The organism is Pseudomonas sp. CFBP 8770 (assembly GCF_014841705.1).
Lineage (GTDB): Bacteria > Pseudomonadota > Gammaproteobacteria > Pseudomonadales > Pseudomonadaceae > Aquipseudomonas.
Map to the genome: position 1 here is coordinate 154,481 of NZ_JACYUL010000006.1, position 23,110 is coordinate 177,590.

The 23,110-nt window shown below is 63.1% G+C and carries 21 protein-coding genes; 14 read left to right on the plus strand and 7 right to left on the minus strand.

The features are described from left to right. Positions 1 to 9: 9 nt before the first annotated feature. Both IFT98_RS14955 and IFT98_RS14960 read right to left on the minus strand, forming a co-directional pair. Positions 10 to 693 carry a GNAT family N-acetyltransferase gene (locus tag IFT98_RS14955; RefSeq protein WP_192050222.1) on the minus strand — a complete coding sequence of 228 codons (684 nt, stop codon included), beginning with the start codon at positions 691 to 693 and terminating at the stop codon, positions 10 to 12. An 8-nt stretch (positions 694 to 701) separates the two neighbouring features. Further along, positions 702 to 1,148 carry a GNAT family N-acetyltransferase gene (locus IFT98_RS14960; protein WP_192050220.1) on the minus strand — a complete coding sequence of 149 codons (447 nt, stop codon included), beginning with the start codon at positions 1,146 to 1,148 and terminating at the stop codon, positions 702 to 704. A 366-nt stretch (positions 1,149 to 1,514) separates the two neighbouring features. Between IFT98_RS14960 and IFT98_RS14965 the strand changes: the two genes are divergently transcribed. Beyond that, positions 1,515 to 2,726 (plus strand): YeeE/YedE family protein, encoded by a 1,212-nt coding sequence (locus IFT98_RS14965; protein ID WP_192050218.1) that lies wholly within the window; start codon positions 1,515 to 1,517, stop codon positions 2,724 to 2,726. Between the two features lie 98 nt (positions 2,727 to 2,824). Here the strand turns inward: IFT98_RS14965 and IFT98_RS14970 are convergent, their stop codons facing one another. The 3 genes from IFT98_RS14970 to IFT98_RS14980 form a co-directional block, all read right to left on the minus strand. Further along, on the minus strand, positions 2,825 to 3,823 hold the full coding sequence (locus tag IFT98_RS14970) for an asparaginase (protein WP_192050216.1): 999 nt from the start codon (positions 3,821 to 3,823) through the stop codon (positions 2,825 to 2,827). Between the two features lie 12 nt (positions 3,824 to 3,835). Continuing rightward, a complete protein-coding gene (locus IFT98_RS14975) occupies positions 3,836 to 5,278 on the minus strand; it encodes an alanine/glycine:cation symporter family protein (RefSeq protein ID WP_185794650.1) in 1,443 nt (480 codons plus the stop codon). Between the two features lie 213 nt (positions 5,279 to 5,491). Next, the gene (locus tag IFT98_RS14980; RefSeq protein WP_122479996.1) at positions 5,492 to 6,916 is read right to left on the minus strand and encodes an aspartate ammonia-lyase; all 1,425 of its coding nucleotides are present in this window, start codon (positions 6,914 to 6,916) and stop codon (positions 5,492 to 5,494) included. A gap of 259 nt (positions 6,917 to 7,175) precedes the next feature. Between IFT98_RS14980 and IFT98_RS14985 the strand changes: the two genes are divergently transcribed. From IFT98_RS14985 to IFT98_RS15005, 5 genes are all read left to right on the plus strand, one after another. Further along, entirely contained in the window at positions 7,176 to 8,084 is a 909-nt protein-coding gene (locus IFT98_RS14985) for a LysR substrate-binding domain-containing protein (protein WP_192050214.1), read from the plus strand. Positions 8,085 to 8,398: 314 nt separating this feature from the next. Next, on the plus strand, positions 8,399 to 8,890 hold the full coding sequence (gene purE / locus IFT98_RS14990) for a 5-(carboxyamino)imidazole ribonucleotide mutase (RefSeq protein WP_122479994.1): 492 nt from the start codon (positions 8,399 to 8,401) through the stop codon (positions 8,888 to 8,890). 11 nt (positions 8,891 to 8,901) lie between these two features. Continuing rightward, positions 8,902 to 9,984, plus strand: a complete 1,083-nt coding sequence (locus IFT98_RS14995) for a 5-(carboxyamino)imidazole ribonucleotide synthase (RefSeq protein ID WP_192050212.1) — start codon at positions 8,902 to 8,904, stop codon at positions 9,982 to 9,984. Between the two features lie 93 nt (positions 9,985 to 10,077). After that, complete coding sequence (locus tag IFT98_RS15000; protein WP_122479992.1) at positions 10,078 to 10,326, plus strand: GlsB/YeaQ/YmgE family stress response membrane protein; 249 nt, start codon at positions 10,078 to 10,080, stop codon at positions 10,324 to 10,326. A 140-nt stretch (positions 10,327 to 10,466) separates the two neighbouring features. Then, a complete protein-coding gene (locus tag IFT98_RS15005) occupies positions 10,467 to 11,000 on the plus strand; it encodes a DUF3299 domain-containing protein (protein ID WP_192050210.1) in 534 nt (177 codons plus the stop codon). Positions 11,001 to 11,072: 72 nt separating this feature from the next. Here the strand turns inward: IFT98_RS15005 and IFT98_RS15010 are convergent, their stop codons facing one another. Both IFT98_RS15010 and IFT98_RS15015 read right to left on the minus strand, forming a co-directional pair. After that, positions 11,073 to 11,975 carry a D-hexose-6-phosphate mutarotase gene (locus tag IFT98_RS15010; protein WP_192050208.1) on the minus strand — a complete coding sequence of 301 codons (903 nt, stop codon included), beginning with the start codon at positions 11,973 to 11,975 and terminating at the stop codon, positions 11,073 to 11,075. Positions 11,976 to 12,026: 51 nt separating this feature from the next. Beyond that, positions 12,027 to 12,428, minus strand: a complete 402-nt coding sequence (locus tag IFT98_RS15015; RefSeq protein ID WP_043192132.1) for an acyl-CoA thioesterase — start codon at positions 12,426 to 12,428, stop codon at positions 12,027 to 12,029. Positions 12,429 to 12,753: 325 nt separating this feature from the next. Here IFT98_RS15015 and IFT98_RS15020 point away from each other — a divergent pair, with 325 nt between their 5' ends. From IFT98_RS15020 to IFT98_RS15055, 8 genes are all read left to right on the plus strand, one after another. Further along, positions 12,754 to 14,043 carry an MFS transporter gene (locus tag IFT98_RS15020; protein ID WP_122479989.1) on the plus strand — a complete coding sequence of 430 codons (1,290 nt, stop codon included), beginning with the start codon at positions 12,754 to 12,756 and terminating at the stop codon, positions 14,041 to 14,043. A gap of 97 nt (positions 14,044 to 14,140) precedes the next feature. After that, positions 14,141 to 15,139, plus strand: a complete 999-nt coding sequence (locus IFT98_RS15025) for a phosphate ABC transporter substrate-binding protein PstS family protein (protein ID WP_049860390.1) — start codon at positions 14,141 to 14,143, stop codon at positions 15,137 to 15,139. A 206-nt stretch (positions 15,140 to 15,345) separates the two neighbouring features. After that, positions 15,346 to 17,631 carry an ABC transporter permease subunit gene (locus IFT98_RS15030; RefSeq protein WP_192050206.1) on the plus strand — a complete coding sequence of 762 codons (2,286 nt, stop codon included), beginning with the start codon at positions 15,346 to 15,348 and terminating at the stop codon, positions 17,629 to 17,631. A gap of 70 nt (positions 17,632 to 17,701) precedes the next feature. Continuing rightward, entirely contained in the window at positions 17,702 to 19,318 is a 1,617-nt protein-coding gene (gene pstA / locus IFT98_RS15035) for a phosphate ABC transporter permease PstA (RefSeq protein ID WP_192050409.1), read from the plus strand. A 63-nt stretch (positions 19,319 to 19,381) separates the two neighbouring features. Next, positions 19,382 to 20,215: a phosphate ABC transporter ATP-binding protein PstB gene (pstB, locus tag IFT98_RS15040; protein WP_122479985.1), complete on the plus strand. Its 834-nt coding sequence runs from the start codon at positions 19,382 to 19,384 to the stop codon at positions 20,213 to 20,215. 55 nt (positions 20,216 to 20,270) lie between these two features. Then, the gene (gene phoU / locus IFT98_RS15045) at positions 20,271 to 21,029 is read left to right on the plus strand and encodes a phosphate signaling complex protein PhoU (RefSeq protein ID WP_043192144.1); all 759 of its coding nucleotides are present in this window, start codon (positions 20,271 to 20,273) and stop codon (positions 21,027 to 21,029) included. A gap of 140 nt (positions 21,030 to 21,169) precedes the next feature. Further along, positions 21,170 to 22,069 carry a response regulator gene (locus tag IFT98_RS15050; RefSeq protein ID WP_192050204.1) on the plus strand — a complete coding sequence of 300 codons (900 nt, stop codon included), beginning with the start codon at positions 21,170 to 21,172 and terminating at the stop codon, positions 22,067 to 22,069. A gap of 70 nt (positions 22,070 to 22,139) precedes the next feature. Continuing rightward, a complete protein-coding gene (locus IFT98_RS15055) occupies positions 22,140 to 23,036 on the plus strand; it encodes a peptidoglycan DD-metalloendopeptidase family protein (protein ID WP_192050202.1) in 897 nt (298 codons plus the stop codon). Positions 23,037 to 23,110 lie beyond the last annotated feature (74 nt).

Consider the following 23,110-nt stretch of genomic DNA (forward strand, 5'->3'; position numbering starts at 1 on the left):
CAGAATTATTCAAACGGCGACACGAAACTGTTCCAAAGGTTTGAGCTGGCCGGAGGAAGGCTGGTTTTCCACCGCCAGCCAGCCCTCGAACGCGCCCTCGATTGCCGGCCACTCAGTGTGGGTGATGGAAAAGTACGCTGTGTCACGGTTGCGACCCTTGACCACCATGTGCTGGCGGAACACACCTTCGAGGCTGAAACCGACGCGCTCGGCGGCGCGACGCGAGCGTTTGTTGGCGTTGTCGCACTTCCATTCGACCCGGCGATAGCCCTGACCGAATGCCAGTTTGAGCGCCAGGTAGATCGCCTCGGTGCCCTTGGGCGTGCGCTGCATGGAGGCGGCAAAGGCCACGTGGCCGACTTCCAGGCGTCCGTGCGCCGGCACGATGGACATCAGGCTGAGGATGCCTTCGGCCTTGCCGGTGAGCTGATCGACCACACAGAAGCCCAGCGGATCGTTGCTGATGGCATAGCCGTCGAGCCAGATGTAGAACAACTCCAGGTCGTTGAACGGGCCGTAGGGCAGGTAGTCCCACAGCTGTGCGTCGGACTGCGGCCCCTGCAGGGCTTCCCAGAGGTCTTCACCATGGCGCTTGGGGTCGAGTTTCTCCAGGCGGATGAAGCGACCGTTCATGGTGGTCGCCACGGGTGCCTTGACGGGCTTCCAGTCGGATGCGGAGGCGGATGTGGGCATGGCAGCTCCTAGAGTGGCTTGCGAAATTGGATGAAACCGGGCTGCTCGGCGATATTCCGGTACAGCCCGATGGCGGTGCTGTTGGTTTCATGGGTGAGCCAGTGCACCTTGGCGCAGCCGGCGGTCTTGGCGGTTGCGTAGACGAACTCGATCAACTGGCGACCCACGCCTGCGCCGCGTGCCGAGGCATCCACCAGCAGGTCTTGCAGGTAGCAGGAATTTTCAATGGTCCAGCACGAGCGGTGATAGATGTAGTGAACCATGCCGATCGCCACGCCGTCGCGCCAAGCGAGCGCGGCGTGCATGGGTTCGGCATCGTCGAGCATGCGCTGCCAGGTGACCTGGGTCACGGCTTCGGGGATGTCGGTCTGGTAGAAACGCTGGTAGGCCTGCCAGAGGTTCAGCCAGGCAGAATGATCGGCTGCGCTGACAGGACGAATTGCAAGGTCGGACATGGTCGAGCTCCGGTGAGTCGTGACCCTCATCTTGGCATCTTGTACGAGCCTGTGCATCCAAGTGCGTCATGAAGATTATCCACACAGGTATCCACAGGGTTATACCCCTGGTTATGCACAGGCTTATCCACAGAAGAAGCAGAGTGTCTGGTATTACATACAGTGAAATGGCTTGTTCAGCAGGTGTTGGATAGTTTCTGACCGGTGCGTCGAGGGAACGTTGCAAGAAGGTTGTTCACAAAATCCTGCGGGTTCCTGGCACAGATCGCCTGCGGCCTGAAGTCGCTGTGGTCGCAGAGAAGCATCAACACGTGGCTTTAGGTTTTATACTGCTGCGCTGTCTTGTCTCTCTATTCGGATGCTGCCATGAGTTCGACTTTTTCTGTTGCCCCGCGGCGGGCACTGGGTGCGCCGTTGGTGGCGGTGTCACTGCTGGTGCTCGGCGCGGTGTTTCTCGCCGCTGCGGTAGGTTCGCGCCAGGTGCTGTTGTGGGCGGTCGGTGCGGCCCTGGGTCTGACGCTTTATCACGCAGCGTTCGGCTTCACGTCTGCCTGGCGGGTGTTCATTCGTGATCGCCGAGGCGCAGGGCTGCGTGCGCAGATGGTCATGCTGGCGCTGGCGGTATTGCTGTTCTTCCCGGTTCTGGGTGCAGGCAGCCTGTTCGGCCAGCCGGTGGTAGGGCTGGTCGCACCCGCCGGGTTGTCGGTGGTGTTCGGTGCCTTCATTTTCGGTATCGGCATGCAGTTGGGCGGCGGTTGTGCGTCGGGGACGCTGTTCACCGTCGGTGGGGGCAACGCGCGCATGCTGGTGACCCTGCTGTTCTTCATCTGTGGCTCGCTGATTGCGACCCATCATGTGGACTGGTGGTTTGCCTTGCCATCGTTGCCGGCGATCTCGATCGTCAAGAGCCTGGGTGTGGTGCCGGCGCTGTTGCTGAGCCTGGGCGTGTTCGCGCTGATCGCGTGGGTGACGGTGGGCCTGGAACGGCGTCGGCATGGTGCGCTGGAAACACCCGACGTGCGGGCGACGCCTGGTTCGAACAGGTTCCTGCGCGGGCCGTGGCCCTTGGTGTGGGGTGCCGTGGCGCTGGCGCTGCTCAACTTCGCCACGCTGGCGCTGGCCGGGCGGCCTTGGGGCATCACTTCGGCGTTCGCGCTTTGGGGGGCGAAAGTGGCCAGTGGGTTGGGCGTGGATGTGGGCAGTTGGGCGTTCTGGCAGACCGCAGCTAACGCCAAGGCGCTGGCTGCGCCGGTGTGGGAAGACATCACCAGCGTCATGGACATCGGTATCGTGCTGGGTGCGCTGCTGGCGGCCGGGTTGGCCGGGCATTTCGCGCCCAGCCTGAAGATCCCGCGCCGGTCACTGATCGCAGCCGTGATTGGCGGGTTGTTGCTGGGGTATGGATCGCGCCTGGCTTATGGCTGCAACATTGGTGCGTATTTCAGCGGCATCGCCTCTGGCAGCCTGCATGGCTGGCTATGGCTGGTCGCAGCGTTCATCGGCAACAGCGTCGGCGTTCGCCTGCGTCCGTTGTTCTTTCCCAACGAAGCGCGCGTGGAACGCCTGACCGGCTGCTGAGTGACAGCAGCACCGCAGCGCCTGTTTCGCGGCCGATGACCGCTCCTACGGGATGTGCGCAACCCTTGTAGCAGCGCGAGGGCGCGCAGCGGGTTCGATCAGGCCAGTTCGCCGCACAGGTCGAGTTCTACCAGGCGGCGGACTTCTTCCACCGGCAGGCCTGCACCCAGCAATGCGTGCAGCTTGCCCAATGCCGTCTCGCGGGTCATGCCGCCGCCGGAGAGCACGCATGCATCGCGCAGGCGGCTACCGGCTTCATACACATCCAGTTCGACGCCGCCTTCCTGGCACTGCGTCAGCGCCACGACCACGATGCCCCGCGCATGGGCTGCCCGCAGTGCGTCGAGGAACGCCGCGTTGTCGGACGGCCCGGTCCCGCTGCCATAGCATTCGAGCAATAGGGCCTGCACTCCGCTGTCGACAACCGCCTGCAACAGCGGCACGCCGAGGCCGGGGTACAGCGGCAATACACCAATGTTGGCAGGCTGACGTGGCTGGCGATAATCCAGCGCCGCCGGCATCGGTGCAACCCGGGCGGCGCCACCCGTGCGCCGCAATGCGGCAAAGGGATTGCGGCCCGAGCTGCGCACTTTGGCACAGCGGGTCGGCAGCAGCAGCTCGCCGTGGAAATGCAGGTGCACGCCCGGCTCCAGGCCCCTGGCAAGATCTCCCAGGGCGCCGTTGACGTTTTCCCAGGCATCGCTGTCGGGCACCCCGGCCGGCAGCATGGAACCGGTGAACAGCACCGGCGCCTCGAGCCCCAGCAACTGGAAACTCATGGCCGCTGCGCTGTACGCCAGCGTGTCGGTACCATGCAGAATCAGTACGGCATCGCACCTCTGCTCATCCACCGCTCGAACCACAGCTTCGCGCAGCCGCTGCCAGTAGGCCGGCGTCATGTTGGCGCTGTCGATCAGCGGCAGCAGCTCCTCGAAGCTGAAGTGCGGCACCACCCGTTCAGGCTGGGCGTCGAGTTGTTCGCGCATGCGCGCCTCGAAGCCCGAAGCCGGAGCCAGGCCATTGGCACTGGCCTGCATGCCGATGGTGCCGCCGGTGTACAGCACCCGTACGTGACGGGCAGGGGATGCGATGCTCATGCAGAAGGCTCCTTAACGCTGGACGGGCAGGGGTGCCTGGGCCTTTTCATCGGCTGCCGCCGGATTTGGCACCGGCCAGGCCTTGAGGTCCAGGTCGAGGTCGGCGAACTGCCGCGAATCGAACACCGGTACCTTGATCCCGGCACTGCGCTGCGCATCATAGTCGCGCAGCAGACGCAGGCCGGTCTTGAACAGCATGGCCAGGGCGATCAGGTTGACGAAGGCCAGCAAGGTCATGGTGATGTCGGCGAAGGCAAAGACGGTCTCGAGGTTCTCGATGGCGCCCCAGAAAATCAGCAGCAACACGATCGCGCGGTACACCAGCACCGCCTTGCGGTTGTCGCCGATGAGGAAACGCAGGCTGTTCTCGCCCAGATAATAGTTGTAGAGGATCGAGGTGAACACGAACAGCGACAAGGCGACACTAATGAACACCCGGCCCCATTCACCCACCACGTTGGCCAGCGAATTCTGCGTCAGGGCAATGCCATCGCCTTCGAAACCCGGCGTATAGAAGCCCGACAGCAGGATCACCAGTGCGGTACAGGTACAGATCACGAAGGTGTCGAGGAACACGCTGAACGCCTGCACCACACCCTGGGCAACCGGGTGCTCGACCTGCGCCACGGCGGCTACGTTGGGCGCACTGCCCAGGCCCGCTTCGTTGGCGAACACGCCGCGCTTCACGCCCATGACGATGGCGCTGCCGAGCAGACCGCCGAATACCGGGTCCAGGCCGAACGCGCTGCGCACGATGGTCGCCAGCATTTCCGGAACCTGATCGAACTGCAGCACGATCACATAGAGGCTGACCGCGATGTAGGCCAGGGTCTTGACCGGCACCAGCAGGTCGGCGACCGCCGCGATCCGCTTGATCCCCCCGAAGAACACCAGGCCCAGCAACGCGGCCAGGCCGACGCCGGTCCAGGTGGTCGACAGGCCGAAGGCATCGTTCAGCGAACTGGTGACCGCATGCGATTGCAGGCCGTTGAAGGCAAAGCCGAAGGTCAGCAGCAACAGCACCGCCATGACCATCCCCAGCCAGCGCTTGCCCAGGCCGTGCTGAATGTAGAACGAAGGGCCGCCGCGGTATTGGCCGTCGGGGTCGCAGCGCTTGTAGGCCTGCGCCAGGGTGCATTCGAAGAAGCTGCTGGCCATGCCCACCAGGGCGGTGACCCACATCCAGAACACCGCGCCCGGGCCACCCAGGGTCACGGCAATGCCGACACCTGCGATGTTACCTGCGCCGACTCGCCCGGCCAGGCTGAGCATCAGCGCCTGAAACGAGCTGAGCTGGTCTGAACTGTTGCGCAGGCTGTCGCGGAACACGCTGAACATGTGCAGGAAGTGGCGCAGTTGGACGAAGCGCGAGCGCACGGTGAAATAGCCACCGAGGCCGACGATAAGCACGATCAGGACTTTTCCCGAGAGGAAGTCGTTGATGACTTCAAGCATGGGGGTTACCTCGTCAAGTTCAAAAGGGCGGCACTATACCCATAGGTGTAAGGCCGCGCAGCTTTTTGGTGCATAGGACTGGGCATATTCATCTTGTGGGATGTTTGACCCAGGGCGTTACAGCGGCACAAAAAAAGGGCTCCGAAATTGCTCTCGGAGCCCTCAAAAGGTGAGAGGTGTCTAGTCCCTCGACCTGGTGAGCGTACGGCCGGCTCAGGCCTTGAGGGGCACGAGGCGCGGCGCGATCATGTTTTCCGGGCGCAGGATGTCGGCCAGCATGGCGTCGTCGAGCAGGCCTTCCTCACGTACCAGTTCCAGCACGCCGCGACCTGTCTGCAGGGCGATGCGAGCGATACGGGTGGCGTTTTCATAGCCGATGTAGGGGTTCAGCGCGGTGACCAGGCCGATGGAGTGCTCCACCAGCTCGCGGCAGCGCTGTTCGTTGGCGGTGATGCCGACGATGCAGTGCTCGCGCAGCATGTCCATGGCGCGCTGCAGCAGGCGGATGGAGTCGAAGATCTTGTAGGCGATCAGCGGTTCCATGACGTTGAGCTGCAACTGCCCGCCCTCGGCGGCGATGGTCAGGGCCAGGTCGTTGCCCATTATCTCGAAGGCGCACATGTTGACCGCTTCGGGAATCACCGGATTGACCTTGCCCGGCATGATCGAGCTGCCCGGCTGGCGCGCTGGCAGGTTGATTTCGTTGATACCGGTACGCGGGCCGCTGGACAGCAGGCGCAGGTCGTTGCAGATCTTCGACAGCTTGACCGCCGTGCGCTTGAGCATGCCGGAGAACAGCACGAAGGCACCCATGTCGGAGGTTGCTTCGATCAGGTCGGCGGCGGGCACCAGCGGCTGGCCGCTGATGGTGGCCAGGCGCGAAACGGCCAGGGCCTGATAGCCCGGGTCGGCGTTGATGCCGGTGCCGATGGCGGTGCCACCCAGGTTGACTTCGGTCAGCAGTTCCGGAGCCAGGCTGCGCAGGCGGTTGAGGTCTTCGGTCAACGTGGTGGCGAAGGCCTTGAATTCCTGGCCCAGGGTCATCGGCACGGCGTCCTGCAGCTGGGTCCGACCCATCTTCAGCACGTGGGCGAATTCCACGCCCTTGGCGGCGAATGCCTGGATGAGGCTGTCGAGGCTGGCCAGCAGGGCGTCATGGCCCAGCAGCAGACCCAGGCGAATGGCCGTCGGGTAGGCGTCGTTGGTCGACTGCGCCATGTTCACGTCGTTGTTGGGGTGCAGGTACTGGTATTCGCCTTTCTGATGGCCCATGACTTCCAGGGCGATGTTGGCGATCACCTCGTTGGCATTCATGTTGGTGGACGTACCGGCGCCACCCTGAATCATGTCGACCACGAACTGATCGTGGAAATCGCCGCGCACCAGGCGGGCACACGCTTCACTGATTGCCGCATGCTTGGCTGTGTTCAGATGCCCCAACTGGTGGTTGGCATCGGCGGCGGCCTGCTTGACCATGGCCAGGGCCACGACCAGCTTGGGGTAGTGCGACAACGGCACGCCGGAGAGGCGGAAGTTGTGCACGGCGCGCAGGGTTTGAATGCCGTAGTAGGCTTCAGCCGGGACTTCGAGAACGCCGAGCAGGTCTTTTTCAGTGCGCAGTGATGCAGCGGAGGACATGATAGAGATAATCTCTGTAGAGGCCCGGCAAGTGCCGGAATGCTTGCAATGCTAGGCCTGTAGCAGATTTGCGGCTAATGCTGATGCTTGCTGGGGTATGCATAATCGGCATAATGGCGCATGTGACGCGCAAGGGTGATCAGGCGTATTCCAGTAATCTGGGTGTCGCTCGCTGACGCGGCTCGCGCCGCTGCTGCAAGGGATCGCATAAGCGCGTCTGGGCGTTGCACGCGGGTGAATCCATGAAACGAGAACCGACATGAACCTGGAAAGCAAATGGCTGGAAGATTTCAGCGCACTGGCGGCCACCCGCAGCTTTTCACAGGCTGCTGAACGCCGCTTCGTTACCCAGCCTGCGTTCAGCCGGCGTATCCGCAGCCTGGAAGCTGCGCTGGGCCTGACGCTGGTGAACCGGTCGCGCACGCCGGTCGAGTTGACCGAGGCCGGTCAGTTGTTTCTGGTCACGGCGCGCACGGTGGTCGACCAACTGGGCGAGGTGTTGCGTCATCTGCATCACTTGGAGGGCGGGCAGGGCGAGGTCATGCAGGTGGCTGCAGCGCACTCGCTGGCATTGGGGTTCTTTCCGGGCTGGATCGCGAAACTGCGCAATGATGGCCTGCCCATCGCGACCCGCCTGGTGGCCACCAACGTCGGCGATGCCGTGCATGCGTTGCGCGAGGGCGGCTGTGACCTGATGCTGGCGTTCTACGACCCCGATTCGGCGATGCAGATGGACCCGGAGATATTTCCGTCGCTGCACCTGGGCACCACCGAGATGCTGCCCATCTGCGCCAGCGACGCCCAGGGCCAGCCGTTGTTCGACCTGGAAGGCGAGGGCAGCATTCCACTGCTGGCTTACACCGCAGGCGCATTTCTCGGGCGCTCGGTGAACCTGCTGCTGCGTCAGCGCAGCCTGCGCTATACCACGGTGTACGAAACCGCCATGGCCGACAGCCTGAAAAGCATGGCGCTCGAAGGCCTGGGGATCGCCTGGGTGCCGCGCCTGAGCGTGCGCGCCGAATTGGCTCGGGGCGAGTTGGTGGTGTGTGGCGGGCCGCAGTGGCACGTGCCGCTGGAGATTCGCGTGTATCGCTGTGCGCTGGTGCGCAAGGCCAATGTGCGGCTGTTGTGGAAGCGGTTGGAGGGTGCGGCGGCGGGCAGTGCCTGATTCGAGTCGGCGGTGCTGCCTTCGCGGCCACTGGCCGCTCCTACGCAAAGCCATAGTGTTTCCTGTAGGAGCGGCCAGTGGCCGCGAAGCGTTCACCGCCGATTTCACTGACCTGAAAGTCAACAAACCCGCGCTTTGCAGCCGTTTGACGGTCGGTCGAGATGGCTGCAATAAATCTTCATTCTTGCGGTATACTGCGCGGCCTTCGGCCGGTCTGTTCCGGTCATTATTCGCATAACGAGCCACGCCGGTCTTCCTGCGTGGCTCGTTGTTTTTTGACGCGCCTGCGGGCGCCCAAGAGAAGAGGCTCGACGATGAGTGCATTGGTTGGCGTGATCATGGGCTCCAAGTCCGATTGGTCCACCCTTAGCCACACCGCCGATATGCTGGAAAAGCTCGGTATTCCCTTCGAGGTCAAGGTGGTTTCCGCTCACCGCACCCCGGACCTGCTGTTCCAGTATGCCGACGAGGCCGAAAGCCGCGGCATCGAGGTGATCATCGCCGGCGCCGGCGGTGCGGCGCATCTGCCAGGCATGTGCGCGGCCAAGACGCACCTGCCGGTGCTGGGCGTGCCGGTGCAGTCGTCCATGCTGTCGGGCGTCGACTCGCTGCTGTCCATCGTGCAGATGCCGGCGGGCATTCCGGTCGCCACACTGGCCATCGGCAAGGCCGGCGCGATCAACGCCGCACTGCTGTCGGCCAGCATCCTGGGCGCCAAGCACCCGCAGTTCCACACTGCGCTGAAAACGTTCCGCGCCGAGCAGACAGACAACGTTCTGGACAATCCCGACCCGCGCCAGGCCTGAGGTTCTTTGACATGAAGATCGGTGTAATCGGTGGCGGCCAACTGGGCCGCATGCTGGCCCTGGCCGGTACCCCCCTGGGGATGAATTTCGCTTTCCTGGACCCGGCGCCCGATGCCTGTGCCGCCCCTCTGGGCGAGCACCTGCGGGCCGACTACGGCGACCAGGATCACTTGCGCCAGTTGGCCGACGAAGTCGACCTGGTCACCTTCGAGTTCGAAAGCGTTCCGGCCGAGACCGTGGCGTTCCTGTCGCAATTCGTACCGGTGTATCCCAGTGCCGACGCGCTGCGCATCGCCCGTGACCGCTGGTTCGAAAAAAGCATGTTCAAGGACCTGGACGTGCCGACGCCGACGTTCGCCGACATCCAGTCCCAGGCCGATCTCGACGCCGCGGTGGCCAGCATCGGCCTGCCCGCTGTGTTGAAAACCCGTACCCTGGGCTATGACGGCAAAGGCCAGAAGGTCCTGCGCAGCGCCCATGATGTGGCCGGAACCTTCGCCGAACTGGGCAGCGTGCCGTGCCTGCTGGAAGGCTTCGTGCCCTTTACCGGCGAAGTGTCGCTGATCGCCGTGCGCGCACGCGATGGCGAGACCCGCTTCTACCCGTTGGTGCACAACACCCACGAGGCCGGCATCCTGCGCCTCTCGGTGGCAAGCACCGCCCATCCACTGCAGGGGCTGGCCGAAGACTACGCTGGTCGTGTGCTGGAGAAGCTTGACTACGTTGGCGTACTGGCGTTCGAGTTCTTCGAAGTGGACGGTGGTTTGAAAGCCAATGAAATCGCGCCGCGCGTGCACAATTCCGGGCACTGGACCATCGAAGGCGCCGAGTGCAGCCAGTTCGAAAACCACCTGCGCGCCGTGGCCGGGCTGCCATTGGGTTCGACCGCCAAGGTCGGCGAAAGCGCCATGCTCAATTTCATCGGCGAAGTGCCGGCAGTGGCGCAGGTCGCGGCCATCGACGACTGCCATCTGCACCACTACGGCAAGGCGTTCAAGGTCGGGCGCAAGGTTGGTCATGCCACCGTGCGCTGTGCCGATCGCGCCACGTTGCAACGCCAGATCGCCGAAGTCCAGGCGCTGATCGAGGGTTGAGGAACCATTGCCGACCATCAACCCTCTGATGGCTGTACGCCAAGGCTGCTATCGCACCTTGGCATCAAGCCTGTTCATATCAGAGGGAATATCATGGGAATCATCGGGACTATCTTCATCGGCTTGATCGTTGGTCTGCTGGCTCGTTTTCTGAAGCCTGGCGATGACAGCATGGGTTGGATCATGACCATTCTGCTGGGTATCGCCGGCTCCCTGGCTGCGACCTACGGTGGTCAGGCGCTGGGTATCTACCGAGCTGGCGAAGGTGCCGGTTTCCTCGGCGCGCTGGTCGGCGCGATCATCCTGCTGGTGATCTACGGCATGGTCAGCAAGAAGCGTTGATTCAACGCGCCTGATACCTGCGGCAGCCCTGCAGGTACCTGACTGGTTGCACCGCAGCCCCCCTCGAGCTTGCCTCGATGGGGGCTGCGTCACGTCTGGGCTGTGGTTAGAATGGCCGACTTTCCACTCTGGGCCCTGCCATGCGCCGACTTCTACTGCTCTGCTTCATGTTCGCCGCAGCCACTGCGCACGCTGAACTGCCGGAAACCGACTGGCTGCAGCTGATGCCCAAGGCTGACCAGAAGGCCTTGGAGCAGATGCCCGAGATCGACCACGACTCACCCGAAGCACAGGGCACGTTCACCGAAAAGGGCGGCATGAAGCAGGCCAAGGGTTTGCCGGCGGTGATGTATTCCACCAAGACCGTGGCGGCCATGAACGGCAAGGACATTCGCATTGGCGGCTATCCCGTTCCGCTGGAAAGCGATGCCAAGGGCAACAGCACGCTGTTCTTCCTGGTGCCGTACCCTGGCGCGTGCATTCACGTTCCGCCGCCGCCGCCGAACCAGTTGATTCTTGTGCGCTACCCCAAGGGGCTGAAGCTGGCCGATATCTACACGCCGTTGTGGGTCACGGGCAAGGTCAAGGTGGAGAAAGTCAGCAACGACCTGGCCGATGCGGCTTATGCGCTGGATGCGCAGAAAGTGCGGGTGGTGGAGGAGTCGGATTTGTGAGTTTGTGAGTTTGCAGGTCTGGCCTCTTCGCGAGCCTTCTACCCGCGAAGAGGCCAGACTTGCCTGCAAATATCAAAGCTCTGAAGCCGTAAACCTCACACCCATGGCGCAGGCCGCACCGGGTGCCAGCGTCACCACGTCATCCCAGACGTTCGCCGTCTCGATGCACAGCATGCCCTGCCAACCGTCGTCGGCCATGTCCGGCAAGGCCGTGGCGCGCTCGATCCACGGGTTCCACACCACCGCGCTGCGTGAGCCGGTGGAGGCGAGGGTCACCCGCCGTTGCCAGCCCGGGTCGACGAAGCTCAGTTGCGCCGGGGTATTCAGGTAGATCCGGTCGGTTTCGCCGGCAAACCCGAGCACGCCGGCCTGTTGGCGGGGCTGCCAGCCGTCCAGGGTTTCGATGTAGGTCAGGCCGCCCAGGCACTCGACAGTGGCCTGACGCACGTCGCTCACCGCAAAGTAGCTGTGCAGCGCCTGGCTAAGGCTCACCGGATGGTCGTCCAGGTTGCGACTGTGCAAGGTGATCTCCAGCGCCTCGCCAAGCACCACGTACAGCCTGACCTCGACCTTGTGCGGCCACCCTGGCAATTCGCCCCGAGCTGCCTGCGGCACGCTCAATTCGACCTTGATGCCTGAGTCGAGATTTTCGATGCCCAGCAACTCCCAATCCAGCGTCCGCACCAGGCCGTGGGCAGGTGCCTCGTCGCTGGCGGTACGCATGGCCTGCACCGCCTCGGGATTGCGTCCCAGGTTGCCGAACCATGGCCAGCACACCGGCACGCCGGTGCGAACGGCCTTGCCCGGCTTGTAGAGGGCGGCCGGGTTGGGCCAGATCAGCGGCTGCTCACCGTGACGCTGGTAGCTGATCACCTGGGCGCCTTGTTGCGCGATCAGCAGCTCAGCCTGATCGGTGCTGATGCGCCAGCAATTGAGTTCATCCAGCTTGACCGATTCGACCTGCGGCTCAGACATGAAGAGTTCTCGCTATGGGTTCAAAAAGTCGGCTGATGCGCCGGTGGTGCATCAGCGCCGCGGCGGTACCGCGCGTGTGCGGCCGCTGCCGTCGATGGCGACGAACACGAAGACGGCCTCGGTGACCTTGCGCCATTCGCTCGACAGTGGATCGTCGCTCCATACCTCGACCATCATCTGGATCGAGCTGCGGCCGATCTCCAGGGTTTGGGTATAGAAGGACAATTGCGCGCCGACGGCAACCGGGACCAGGAATGCCATGCGGTCGATGGCTACCGTCGCCACCCGCCCACCGGCGACCTTGCTGGCCATGGCCGTTCCGGCCAGATCCATCTGGGCGACCAGCCAGCCGCCGAAAATATCGCCAAAGCCATTGGTTTCGCGCGGCAGCGCGGTGATCTGCAAGGCCAGGTCGCCTTGGGGAATGGGATCTTCTTGTTCGAGTTCAATCATGCCGGGGGGGCCTCTGACCCGTGACGCTTTATTGGAGTGGCGCATTGATCGGCGCCAATGACAAAAGCCTACACGGCTTTTCTTTCAACTGGCGCACACAGGGTACCTCTGCGAAATCGGCTACAACGCTAGCTGCGTTTTCGCACAACACCCTTTAATTAAGGCCAGTATATAGGCGCAGAACCACCATAACGACCGTTCGCTGTCCAATTACTGCAATTGCCAATACAGGCCATGTGCTTTTTCTAGCAATTTGCTATCGTGCCTGCACTGCCAAACCCAAAACAGCAACAAAGCTGTGGATTTGTATATAAGAGAACATCAAATGACCGCCGCGCCTTCGAGTATCGCTCCGCCTTCGCGTCCGCTGACCCGCAGTGATTACAAGACACTTTCGTTGTCCGCCCTGGGCGGTGCACTTGAGTTCTACGACTTCATCATCTTCGTGTTCTTTGCGGCGGTGGTGGGCAAGTTGTTCTTTCCCGCCGACATGCCCGAGTGGCTGCGGCTGATGCAGACCTTCGGCATCTTCGCCGCCGGCTATCTGGCGCGGCCGCTGGGCGGCATCATCATGGCGCACTTCGGTGACCTGTTGGGGCGCAAGAAGATGTTCACCTTGAGCATCTTCATGATGGCCGTGCCGACCCTGATCATGGGTCTGCTGCCCACTTACGCACAGATCGGCATTTTTGCGCCCATCCTGTTGTTGTTGATGCGCGTGATCCAGGGCGCAGCCATCGGCGGCGAAGTACCCGGGGCCTGGGTGTTCGTCTCCGAGCACGTGCCGGGGCGCAATGTCGGCTATGCCTGCGGCACGCTGACCTGCGGCCTGACCACAGGGATTCTGCTGGGCTCGCTGATGGCCACTGCCATCAACAGCATCTACACCCCGGCCGAGGTTTCGGACTACGCCTGGCGTATCCCTTTCCTGATCGGTGGTGTGTTCGGCCTGGCGTCGGTGTACCTGCGGCGCTGGCTGCATGAAACCCCGGTCTTCGCCGAGCTGCAGCAGCGCAAGGCGCTGGCCGCCGAAGTGCCGCTGCGCACGGTGCTGCGCGACCACCGCGGTGCGGTGGCCATTTCAATGCTGCTCACCTGGTTGCTGTCGGCGGGGATCATCGTGGTCATCCTGATGACCCCGACCATTCTGCAGACTCTCTACGGCTTCACCCCCAAGCAGTCGCTGCAGGCCAACAGCCTGGCCATCGTGTTCCTGAGCCTGGGCTGCATCGGTTCGGGGGCGCTGGCTGACCGCTTCGGCGCCGGCAAGGTGTTCGTGGTCGGCAGCCTGGCGCTGCTGGCCACCTCCTGGACGCTGTTCCACAGCCTGCACGCGCATCCCGACTGGCTGTTTCCGCTGTATGCGGTGACTGGCCTGTGCGTGGGCGTGATCGGCGCGGTGCCCTACGTGATGGTCAAGGCCTTCCCGGCGGTGGTGCGTTTCTCCGGCCTGTCGTTTTCGTACAACGTGGCCTATGCCATCTTCGGCGGCCTGACGCCGATGGCAGTGACCCTGCTGATGAAGTCCAATCCCATGGGCCCGGCCTATTACGTGGCGGCGATCTGTGTGATCGGCTTCCTGTGCGGGTTGTACCTGATGGCCAAGAAACGCTGAATCCGGCGGCCNACAATCCTTTCATAGAGTGTCCCCACGGCCCGCCAATACCGAGCGCCGAGTCAACACCCTTTTCTGGATCTGCTAGGAGCAAGGCATGAAACTCACGCGTTTGATGGCCGCCATGACCTTCGTCGCCGCAGGCGTTGCCACTGCCAATGCGGTAGCCGCCGTCGACCCTTCCATCCCTGCCTACGTCAAGACCACCGGCGTGTCGGGCAACTTGTCCAGTGTGGGTTCCGATACCCTGGCCAACCTGATGACCTTGTGGGCCGAGAACTACAAGAAGGAATACCCGAACGTCAACATCCAGATCCAGGCAGCAGGTTCGGCCACGGCGCCCACGGCGCTGATCGAAGGCACCGCCAACCTGGGGCCCATGAGCCGTAAGATGAAGGACACCGAAATGGCGGCCTTCGAGCAGAAATACGGCTACAAGCCCACGGCCATTCCGGTAGCCGTCGACGCCCTGGCCGTGTTCGTGCACAAGGACAACCCGATCCAGCACCTGACCATGGAACAGGTCGACGCGGTGTTCTCGTCCACTCGCCTGTGTGGCGCCAAGGCCGATGTCAAGACCTGGGGCGATCTGGGCGTGACCGGCGACCTGGCCAACAAACCGGTGCAGCTGTTCGGTCGCAACTCGGTGTCCGGTACCTATGGCTATTTCAAGGAAGAGGCCCTGTGCAAGGGTGACTACAAGCCCAACGTCAACGAGCAGCCAGGCTCGGCCTCGGTGGTGCAGTCGATCAGCAGCTCGCTCAATGGCATCGGCTACTCGGGTATCGGTTACAAGACCGCCAGCGTGAAGACCGTCCCGTTGGCCAAGAAAGGCAGCAGCGAGTTCATCGAAGACACCGAGGAAAACGCCCTGAACGGCAAGTATCCGCTGTCGCGTTTCCTCTATGTGTACGTCAACAAGGCGCCGAACAAGCCGCTGGCGCCGCTCGAGGCTGAATTCGTCAAGCTGATGCTGTCCAAACAGGGTCAGGAGGTCGTGGTCAAGGATGGCTACATTCCGCTGCCGGCCAAAGTCGCCGCCAAGGCCCTGGCCGACCTGGGTCTGAAGGAAGGCGCAGACGTCGCCAAGCAATAAACATCGTCGCCCTGTAGGAGCGGCCGGTGGCCGTGAAATGAGCGCCGCGGTACACCTGATGCACTGCGGTGACTGTTTCGCGGCCGCTGACCGCTCCCACGGAAATTGCTGTGAACCTGTTCGCCGACGGCCTTGAGCCGGCCGGCGATTTTGTCGCGTCACCTCATTGTCATGTTTCTGTCATACAGGATCGCTAGGGTGTGCGCATGAACGATCTGGCCAATTCCCCGATGACCCCGACTTCTCCACCCAAGCGCATCGATTTCAACACCCCCGAGATGCAGCGCAAGCGGCGTATTCGCGCGCTCAAGGATCGCTTCACGCGCTGGTATGTGTTGGTCGGTGGCCTGGCCGTGCTGGCCGCGATAACGTTGATCTTTTTCTTCCTTGCCTACGTGGTGGTACCGCTGTTCAAAGGCGCAGAGCTGACGGTCGAGCCGCCCCTGCACCCCGCGTGGCTGCAGGATGCCGGCAAGCCTCTGGTGTATGCGCTCGAAGAGCAGAACGAGGCAGGCATGCGCGTCTCGGAGCAGGGCACGGCACTGTTCTTCAATGCCCATACCGGGGAAGAGCTGTCGCGCACGGCCTTGCCGATTCCCGCCGGCGTGACCGTGACCGCCAGCGCCAAGGACCAGCCTGGCGCGCCACTGGTGGTACTGGGCCTGTCCAACGGTCAGGCCCTGGTGTTTCGCCACACCTACCGGGTGACTTACCCAGGTGGCAACAAGACGGTGACCCCGGCGATCGAATACCCCTACGGCAGTGCCCCCATCGAACTTGACCCTCAAGGCCGCGCGCTGGAGCGGGTGAGCATCAATGCCAGCGACTCCAGCCTGATCCTGGCCGGTTCCACCGGCGATCAGCTCAACGTGCTGCAGCTCACCCGCGAAGAAAACATGATGACCGGCGAGGTCGTCAACGAGCAGAAGCGCATCGAGCTGCCGCAGATGAACCAGGCGGTGAAGGCGATCTTCATCGACCCGCGCCAGCAGTGGCTGTACGTGATCAACGGCCGGGCCCAGGTCGACGTCTTCAGTCTGCGCGACCGCAGCATGAACGGCCGCTACAAGCTCAGCGAAAACGCCGACACCCAGATCACCGCCAGCGCCCAGCTGGTCGGCGGCATCTCGCTAATCATCGGCGACTCCAGGGGCGGCCTGGCGCAATGGTTCATGGCCCGCGACGAAGACGGCGAACCACGCCTCAAGCAGATTCGTACCTTCCAGATGGGACACACGCCGATCATCCAGATCAGCTCCGAACAGCGGCGCAAGGGCTTCACCGCCCTGGATGCATCCGGCCAGTTGGGGGTTTTCCACAGCACTGCGCACCGCACCCTGCTGGTCGAGCCCGTGGTCGACGGCGCGGGTATCTACGCCATGGCGCCGCGGGCCAACAAGCTCATGGTCGAAGCCAACGGCGCGTTGCAGCCCTTGACCCTGCACAACCCGCATCCGGAAGTTTCGTGGAGCTCGATGTGGAGCAAGGTCTGGTACGAAAACTACGACAAACCGGCCTATGTCTGGCAGTCGACCGCAGCCAACACCGATTTCGAACCCAAGATGAGCCTGGCGCCGCTGACGTTCGGCACCTTGAAGGCAGCGTTCTACGCAATGCTGCTGGCCGCGCCGCTGGCCATTGCCGCAGCGATCTACACCGCCTACTTCATGGCCCCCGGCATGCGCCGCAAGGTCAAGCCGGTCATCGAGCTGATGGAAGCCATGCCCACGGTGATCCTCGGCTTCTTCGCCGGCCTGTTCCTGGCACCCTATGTCGAAGGTCACCTGCCCGGTATCTTCAGCCTGCTCCTGCTTACGCCGCTGGGTATCCTCACCGCAGGCTTCGTGGTCAGCCGCCTGCCGGAGTCGATCCGCCTGCGCATTCCGGACGGGTGGGAAAGCGCGATCCTGATCCCGGTGATCCTGCTGGTGGGCTGGTTTGCGCTGTACATGAGCCCGTTCCTGGAAACCTGGTGGTTCGGCGGCGATATGCGCCTGTGGATCAGCAACGACTTGGGCATCACCTACGATCAGCGCAACGCGTTGGTGGTCGGTCTGGCCATGGGCTTCGCGGTCATTCCGAACATCTATTCGATTGCCGAAGACGCCGTGTTCAGCGTGCCCCGCGGCCTGACCCTGGGTTCGCTGGCGCTGGGCGCTACACCTTGGCAGACCTTGACCCGTGTGGTGATCCTGACCGCCAGCCCAGGCATCTTTTCGGCGCTGATGATCGGAATGGGCCGGGCCGTGGGCGAGACCATGATCGTACTGATGGCCACCGGCAACACACCGGTCATGGAAATGAACCTGTTCGAAGGCCTGCGCACCCTGGCGGCCAACGTTGCGGTGGAAATGCCCGAATCGGAAGTAGGCGGCAGCCACTACCGCGTGCTGTTCCTCTCGGCATTGGTGCTGCTGTTGTTCACCTTCGTCATGAACACCGCGGCCGAGCTGATTCGTCAGCGCCTGCGCAAAAAGTATTCATCGCTTTGAGAAAAGGTAGCCGGCTGTGAAGCAGATTTCCCTGAAAGGCTGGTTCAAGAGCGGCTCGCCCGGTGTATGGATGAGCGGCGGGGCCGTGTCCATCGCGGTGATCATGACGCTGGGCCTGCTGGCAGTGATCGCCGTGCGTGGCCTGGCTCATTTCTGGCCGGCCGACCTGGTCCACGCCAGCTACAACGTGCCGGGGATGGCCAATCATCTGGTCATCGGCGAAATCGTGCAGAAGGAAGAAGTACCGCGTGAGCGTCTGAAAAGCGCCGGCCTGCCGGTGCCGGAGAGCGGCCCCGAATTCATGACGCGCGAACTGGTCAAGGTCGGCAACCGTGACATCAACGGCGCCGATTTCACATGGATCGTCGGCGACTGGTTGACCGAACAGAGCACTCCACCCGAACTCATGGCCTTGGAGCGGCGCGAGTGGGGCAACTTCTATGGCTACCTGGTCAATATCAAGGAACAAGGCAAGGTCGTCGCCGAGGGCGAAACAGCCTGGCCGGAACTGCAAAGTCGCATCACCCGGGTCAGCGACTTGGCAGACGCGCTGAGGCGGTTGGAGAAGTCCGATATCGGCAAGGTCAACGCCGGCCTGGAAAGGCTGCGACTGCAGACGCGTCGCCTGGAACTCGAAGGCCGGCTCACGCCCGTGGCGCAGGCCGACATGGACGCCGAGCGCGCCGAGCTCGATGCGAGTTACAAGGACATCGAAATTCGCCTGGGCGCGCTGCATGCCCAGGTCAATCGCGACAGCATCACGGTGCGTGACGCCAACGGCAAGGAAATCGAGGTTCGGCTGGGCCAGATCGTCCACGCCTATCAGCCCAACGCCATGAACACCCTGACCAAGTTGGGCTTCTATTTCAGCAAGATGTGGGAATTCCTCAGCGATGACCCGCGCGAAGCCAATACCGAAGGCGGGATTTTCCCGGCCATCTTCGGCACGGTGATGATGACCCTGATCATGGCCGTCATCGTCACGCCGTTCGGCGTACTGGCGGCGGTCTATCTGCGTGAGTACGCCAAGCAGAATACCTTCACCCGGCTGATCCGCATCGCGGTGAACAACCTGGCGGGTGTCCCGGCCATCGTCTATGGCGTGTTCGGCCTGGGGTTCTTCGTCTATGTGCTCGGTGGCTCGCTCGATCATCTGTTCTTTCCCGAGGCCCTGCCGGCGCCGACCTTCGGCACGCCGGGGCTGTTGTGGGCGTCGCTGACCCTGGCGCTGCTGGCGGTGCCGGTGGTGATCGTGGCCACCGAGGAGGGCCTGGCGCGGATTCCGCGGACCGTGCGCGAGGGCTCGCTCGCCCTCGGCGCGACCAAGGCGGAAACCCTGTGGAAGATCGTCCTGCCCATGGCCAGCCCGGCAATGATGACCGGCATGATCCTGGCCGTGGCCCGCGCCGCCGGCGAGGTGGCCCCGCTGATGCTGGTGGGCGTGGTCAAGCTGGCGCCGTCGCTGCCGGTGGACGGCAACTACCCGTACCTGCACCTGGACCAGAAGATCATGCACCTGGGCTTTCATATCTATGACGTCGGTTTCCAGAGCCCCAACGTGGAGGCCGCGCGACCGCTGGTGTATGCCACTGCATTGCTGCTGGTGCTGGTGATCGCTACGCTGAACCTGTCGGCGGTGTGGATCCGCAACCACTTGCGCGAGAAGTACAAGGCGCTGGACAGTTGAGTGCCCGTGCGAGCACCACCCGTTTGCAGCGCGAACCGAATCTGACAGCCTTTGGAGTCTGCCATGCAGCATGAAAACCCATCCCATGGCATCAACCTGTCGGCCCTGGGGCGCGACAAGCAGAGCCTGAACCTGGCGAAAGAGACCGTGGCCATCGAAGTGCCTGGCCTAAGCCTGTTCTACGGCGACAAGCAAGCGCTGTTCGACATCGGCATGAACATTCCCAAGCAGCGCGTGACCGCCTTCATCGGCCCGTCGGGCTGCGGCAAATCGACCCTGTTGCGCACCTTCAACCGCATGAACGACCTGGTCGATGGCTGCCGCGTACAGGGTGCCATCAACCTCTATGGCCACGACATCTATAGCAAGGGCGAGGACGTCGCCGAGCTGCGCCGCCGCGTCGGCATGGTGTTCCAGAAGCCCAACCCGTTCCCCAAGACCATCTACGAGAACGTGGTCTACGGCCTGCGCATCCAAGGCATCAACAAGAAGCGCATCCTCGATGAAGCGGTCGAGTGGGCGCTCAGGGGCGCAGCCTTGTGGGACGAGGTCAAGGACCGCCTGCACGAATCGGCTCTGGGCCTGTCCGGCGGCCAGCAGCAGCGTCTGGTGATCGCCCGCACCATCGCCGTCGAGCCCGAGGTACTGTTGCTCGACGAACCGTGCTCGGCCCTCGACCCGATTTCCACGCTCAAGGTCGAAGAGCTGATCTACGAGCTCAAGTCCAAATACACCATCGTCATCGTGACCCACAACATGCAGCAGGCCGCACGGGTGTCGGACTACACGGCGTTCATGTACATGGGCAAGCTGGTGGAGTTCGGCGATACCGACACGCTGTTCACCAATCCCGCCAAGAAGCAGACCGAAGACTACATTACCGGTCGCTACGGCTAGGGCTTCGCAGCGGTTGCTGGCATCATCCCGAGTGGACGCACCAAGGATTCGACCCATGATCAGTAAAGAAGGCCTCACCCATCACATCTCGCAGCAGTTCAACGCCGAACTCGAGGAGGTGCGCAGCCACCTGCTGGCCATGGGCGGGCTGGTCGAGAAGCAAGTCAACGACGCGGTCACCGCGCTGATCGAGGCCGACTCCGGCCTGGCCCAGCAGGTGCGCGAGGTCGACGAGCAGATCAACCAGATGGAGCGCAACATCGACGAGGAATGTCTGCGCATCCTTGCACGTCGCCAGCCAGCGGCCTCTGACCTGCGGCTGATCATCAGCATTTCCAAGTCGGTGATCGACCTTGAACGCATCGGCGACGAATCGACCAAGATCGCCCGCCGCGCCATCCAGCTGTGCGAGGAGGGCGAGTCGCCGCGTGGCTACGTCGAGGTGCGGCACATCGGCGACCAGGTACGCATCATGGTGCGCGATGCGCTCGACGCCTTCGCCCGCTTCGACGCCGACCTGGCCCTGTCGGTGGCGCAGTACGACAAGACCATCGACCGCGAGTACAAGACGGCGCTGCGCGAGCTGGTGACCTACATGATGGAGGACCCGCGCTCCATCTCCCGAGTGCTCAACGTGATCTGGGTGCTGCGCTCGCTGGAGCGCATCGGCGACCATGCGCGCAACATCTCCGAACTGGTGATTTACCTGGTGCGCGGCACCGATGTACGGCACATGGGCCTCAAGCGCATGAAGCAGGAAGTCGAAGGGACCCTCGACAGCGCTAATGTTCTGGACCAACCTGACGATAAGTAAGGTGGCCCTACACGAACGCCCGGCCTTTGCCGGGCGTTTTTCATTGTGGGTCGAAGCGAGGCAGCCGTGTGGCCAGCCACGCCAAGTGGCACGTGGCCCTTGGCGAGCGGTAATGCCTGCGCGGTTTTCAGGAGCGGTCGATGAGCAAGATCAGTGTGCTGGTAGTGGATGACGCGCCGTTCATCCGCGACCTGGTGAAGAAATGCCTGCGCAATGCCTTTCCCGGCATCGTCGTCGAAGATGCAGTCAACGGCCGCAAGGCGCAGTCCTTGATGATGCACAACAGCTACGACATGGTGCTGTGCGACTGGGAAATGCCGGAAATGTCGGGTCTTGAACTGCTGACCTGGACCCGCGAGCAGGAAAACAGCAAGACCTTGCCCTTCATCATGGTGACCAGCCGAGGCGACAAGGAAAACGTCGTGCAGGCGATCCAGGCTGGCGTTTCCGATTACATCGGCAAGCCGTTCACCAACGAACAGCTGATGACCAAGGTCAAGAAGGCCCTGGCCAAGGTCGGCAAGCTGCAGGCCCTGGCCGCCGGTGCGCCGACTCGCCAGCAGGCCGCTTCGGCCTTTGCCAACGACTCGCTCAGTGCGTTGACCTCGGGCCGTGCCGAGCCTGCACGGGCTGCAGCGCCAGCGTCTCGTGCTGCCAGCCCACTGTTGGCAGGTGCAGCGCCGCCGCGGGCTGCAGCGCCTATGGGTCGCGGGCAGGGCCAACTGCGCTTGCCCGGTGGCAGCCAGCAGTGCGTGATCAAGGCCCTGAGCCTCAAGGAAGCGTTGCTGGTGGTGCGCCGCGCAGCGGTGTTGCCCCAGGTGCTGGAGCTGGCGGTATTGGATCTGGAGCAGGGCGAGAATGCCGAGGTGGCTCGCCTCAACGGCTACCTGCACGCCGTTGCCGCATTCGAGCCCAAGCCCGACAGTGACTGGCTGCAGCTGACGTTCCGTTTTCTCGACCAGGATGCGCAGAAGCTCGACTACATTTCGCGCTTGATCGCCCGTGGATCGGTGCAGAAACATTTCGTGCCAGGCGCCTGACAGATGGCACATTGCCGCTGCGCCGATACCTGCTAATCTTGGCGCTCGTTCCCCTTCAGACATCGCCCCCATGGTCTATCGCCTCCTGCTGATCTGCGGCCTGCTCGCGGCCGCCCCCATGGCTCAGGCGGCGACCGTCTACAAGTTCACCAATGCCGACGGCGTCACCTCCTACACCGACCGACCCGTGCCTGGCGCGCGGGTGTTCGTGCTGCGCGAGCGCATCGTCGAGCGCATCGACCGGCAGGTCCGCCTCGAGGTGAAGAAAACCAAGGGCAGCGCCAATTTCATGGTGCGCAACGATCTGTATGCACCGGTCGAGGTCGAGCTCAAGCTGAGCAAGTTGCGCAATGTGCAAGGCCTGCCGCCCAGCAGCATCCGCCGCGTGGTGCCCGCGCGCAGCAGCGTCAGCCTGGTGGTGCTCACGGCCCAGCAGGCCGGCAAGCCATTGGGCTACGCGCAGACGCTGGTGTCCTCGATCGGTGACCCGCAGGGCGAGGCGCATGGTTATCGCTATCCGTTCCCGTGGCGCGGCGGACCGTTCCGCCTGACCCAGGGCCCCAACGGCAAATACAGCCATTTCGGCGCCAAGGGGCGCTATGCCATGGACATCGCCATGCCCGAAGGCACGCCGATCATCGCGGCGCGCGGCGGCACGGTGATCAAGGTGGAAAACGAGCAGGACAATCGCGGTGACAACCCGTCGGGCAACTTCGTGCGCATCCTCCACGAGGACGGCACCATGGGCGTCTATCTGCACCTGATGCGCGGTTCGGTCAGCGTCAGGGAGGGTCAGCAGGTCAGTGTCGGCGCGGCGCTGGCGCGTTCGGGCAACACCGGCAACAGCACCGGTCCGCACCTGCATTTCGTGGTGCAGCGCAACGTCGGCCTGGCGCTTGAATCGATCCCCTACCAGTTCGACCGGCCGCTGGGCGTGCTGCCCAACTTCGCCGTCGGCGGCCAGTAGAGTCGTCGCAGGAACCACCCCCTGTGTGAGCAGACCTTTGTGCTACTGACCCATGTGGGAGCGGGTTCTACCCG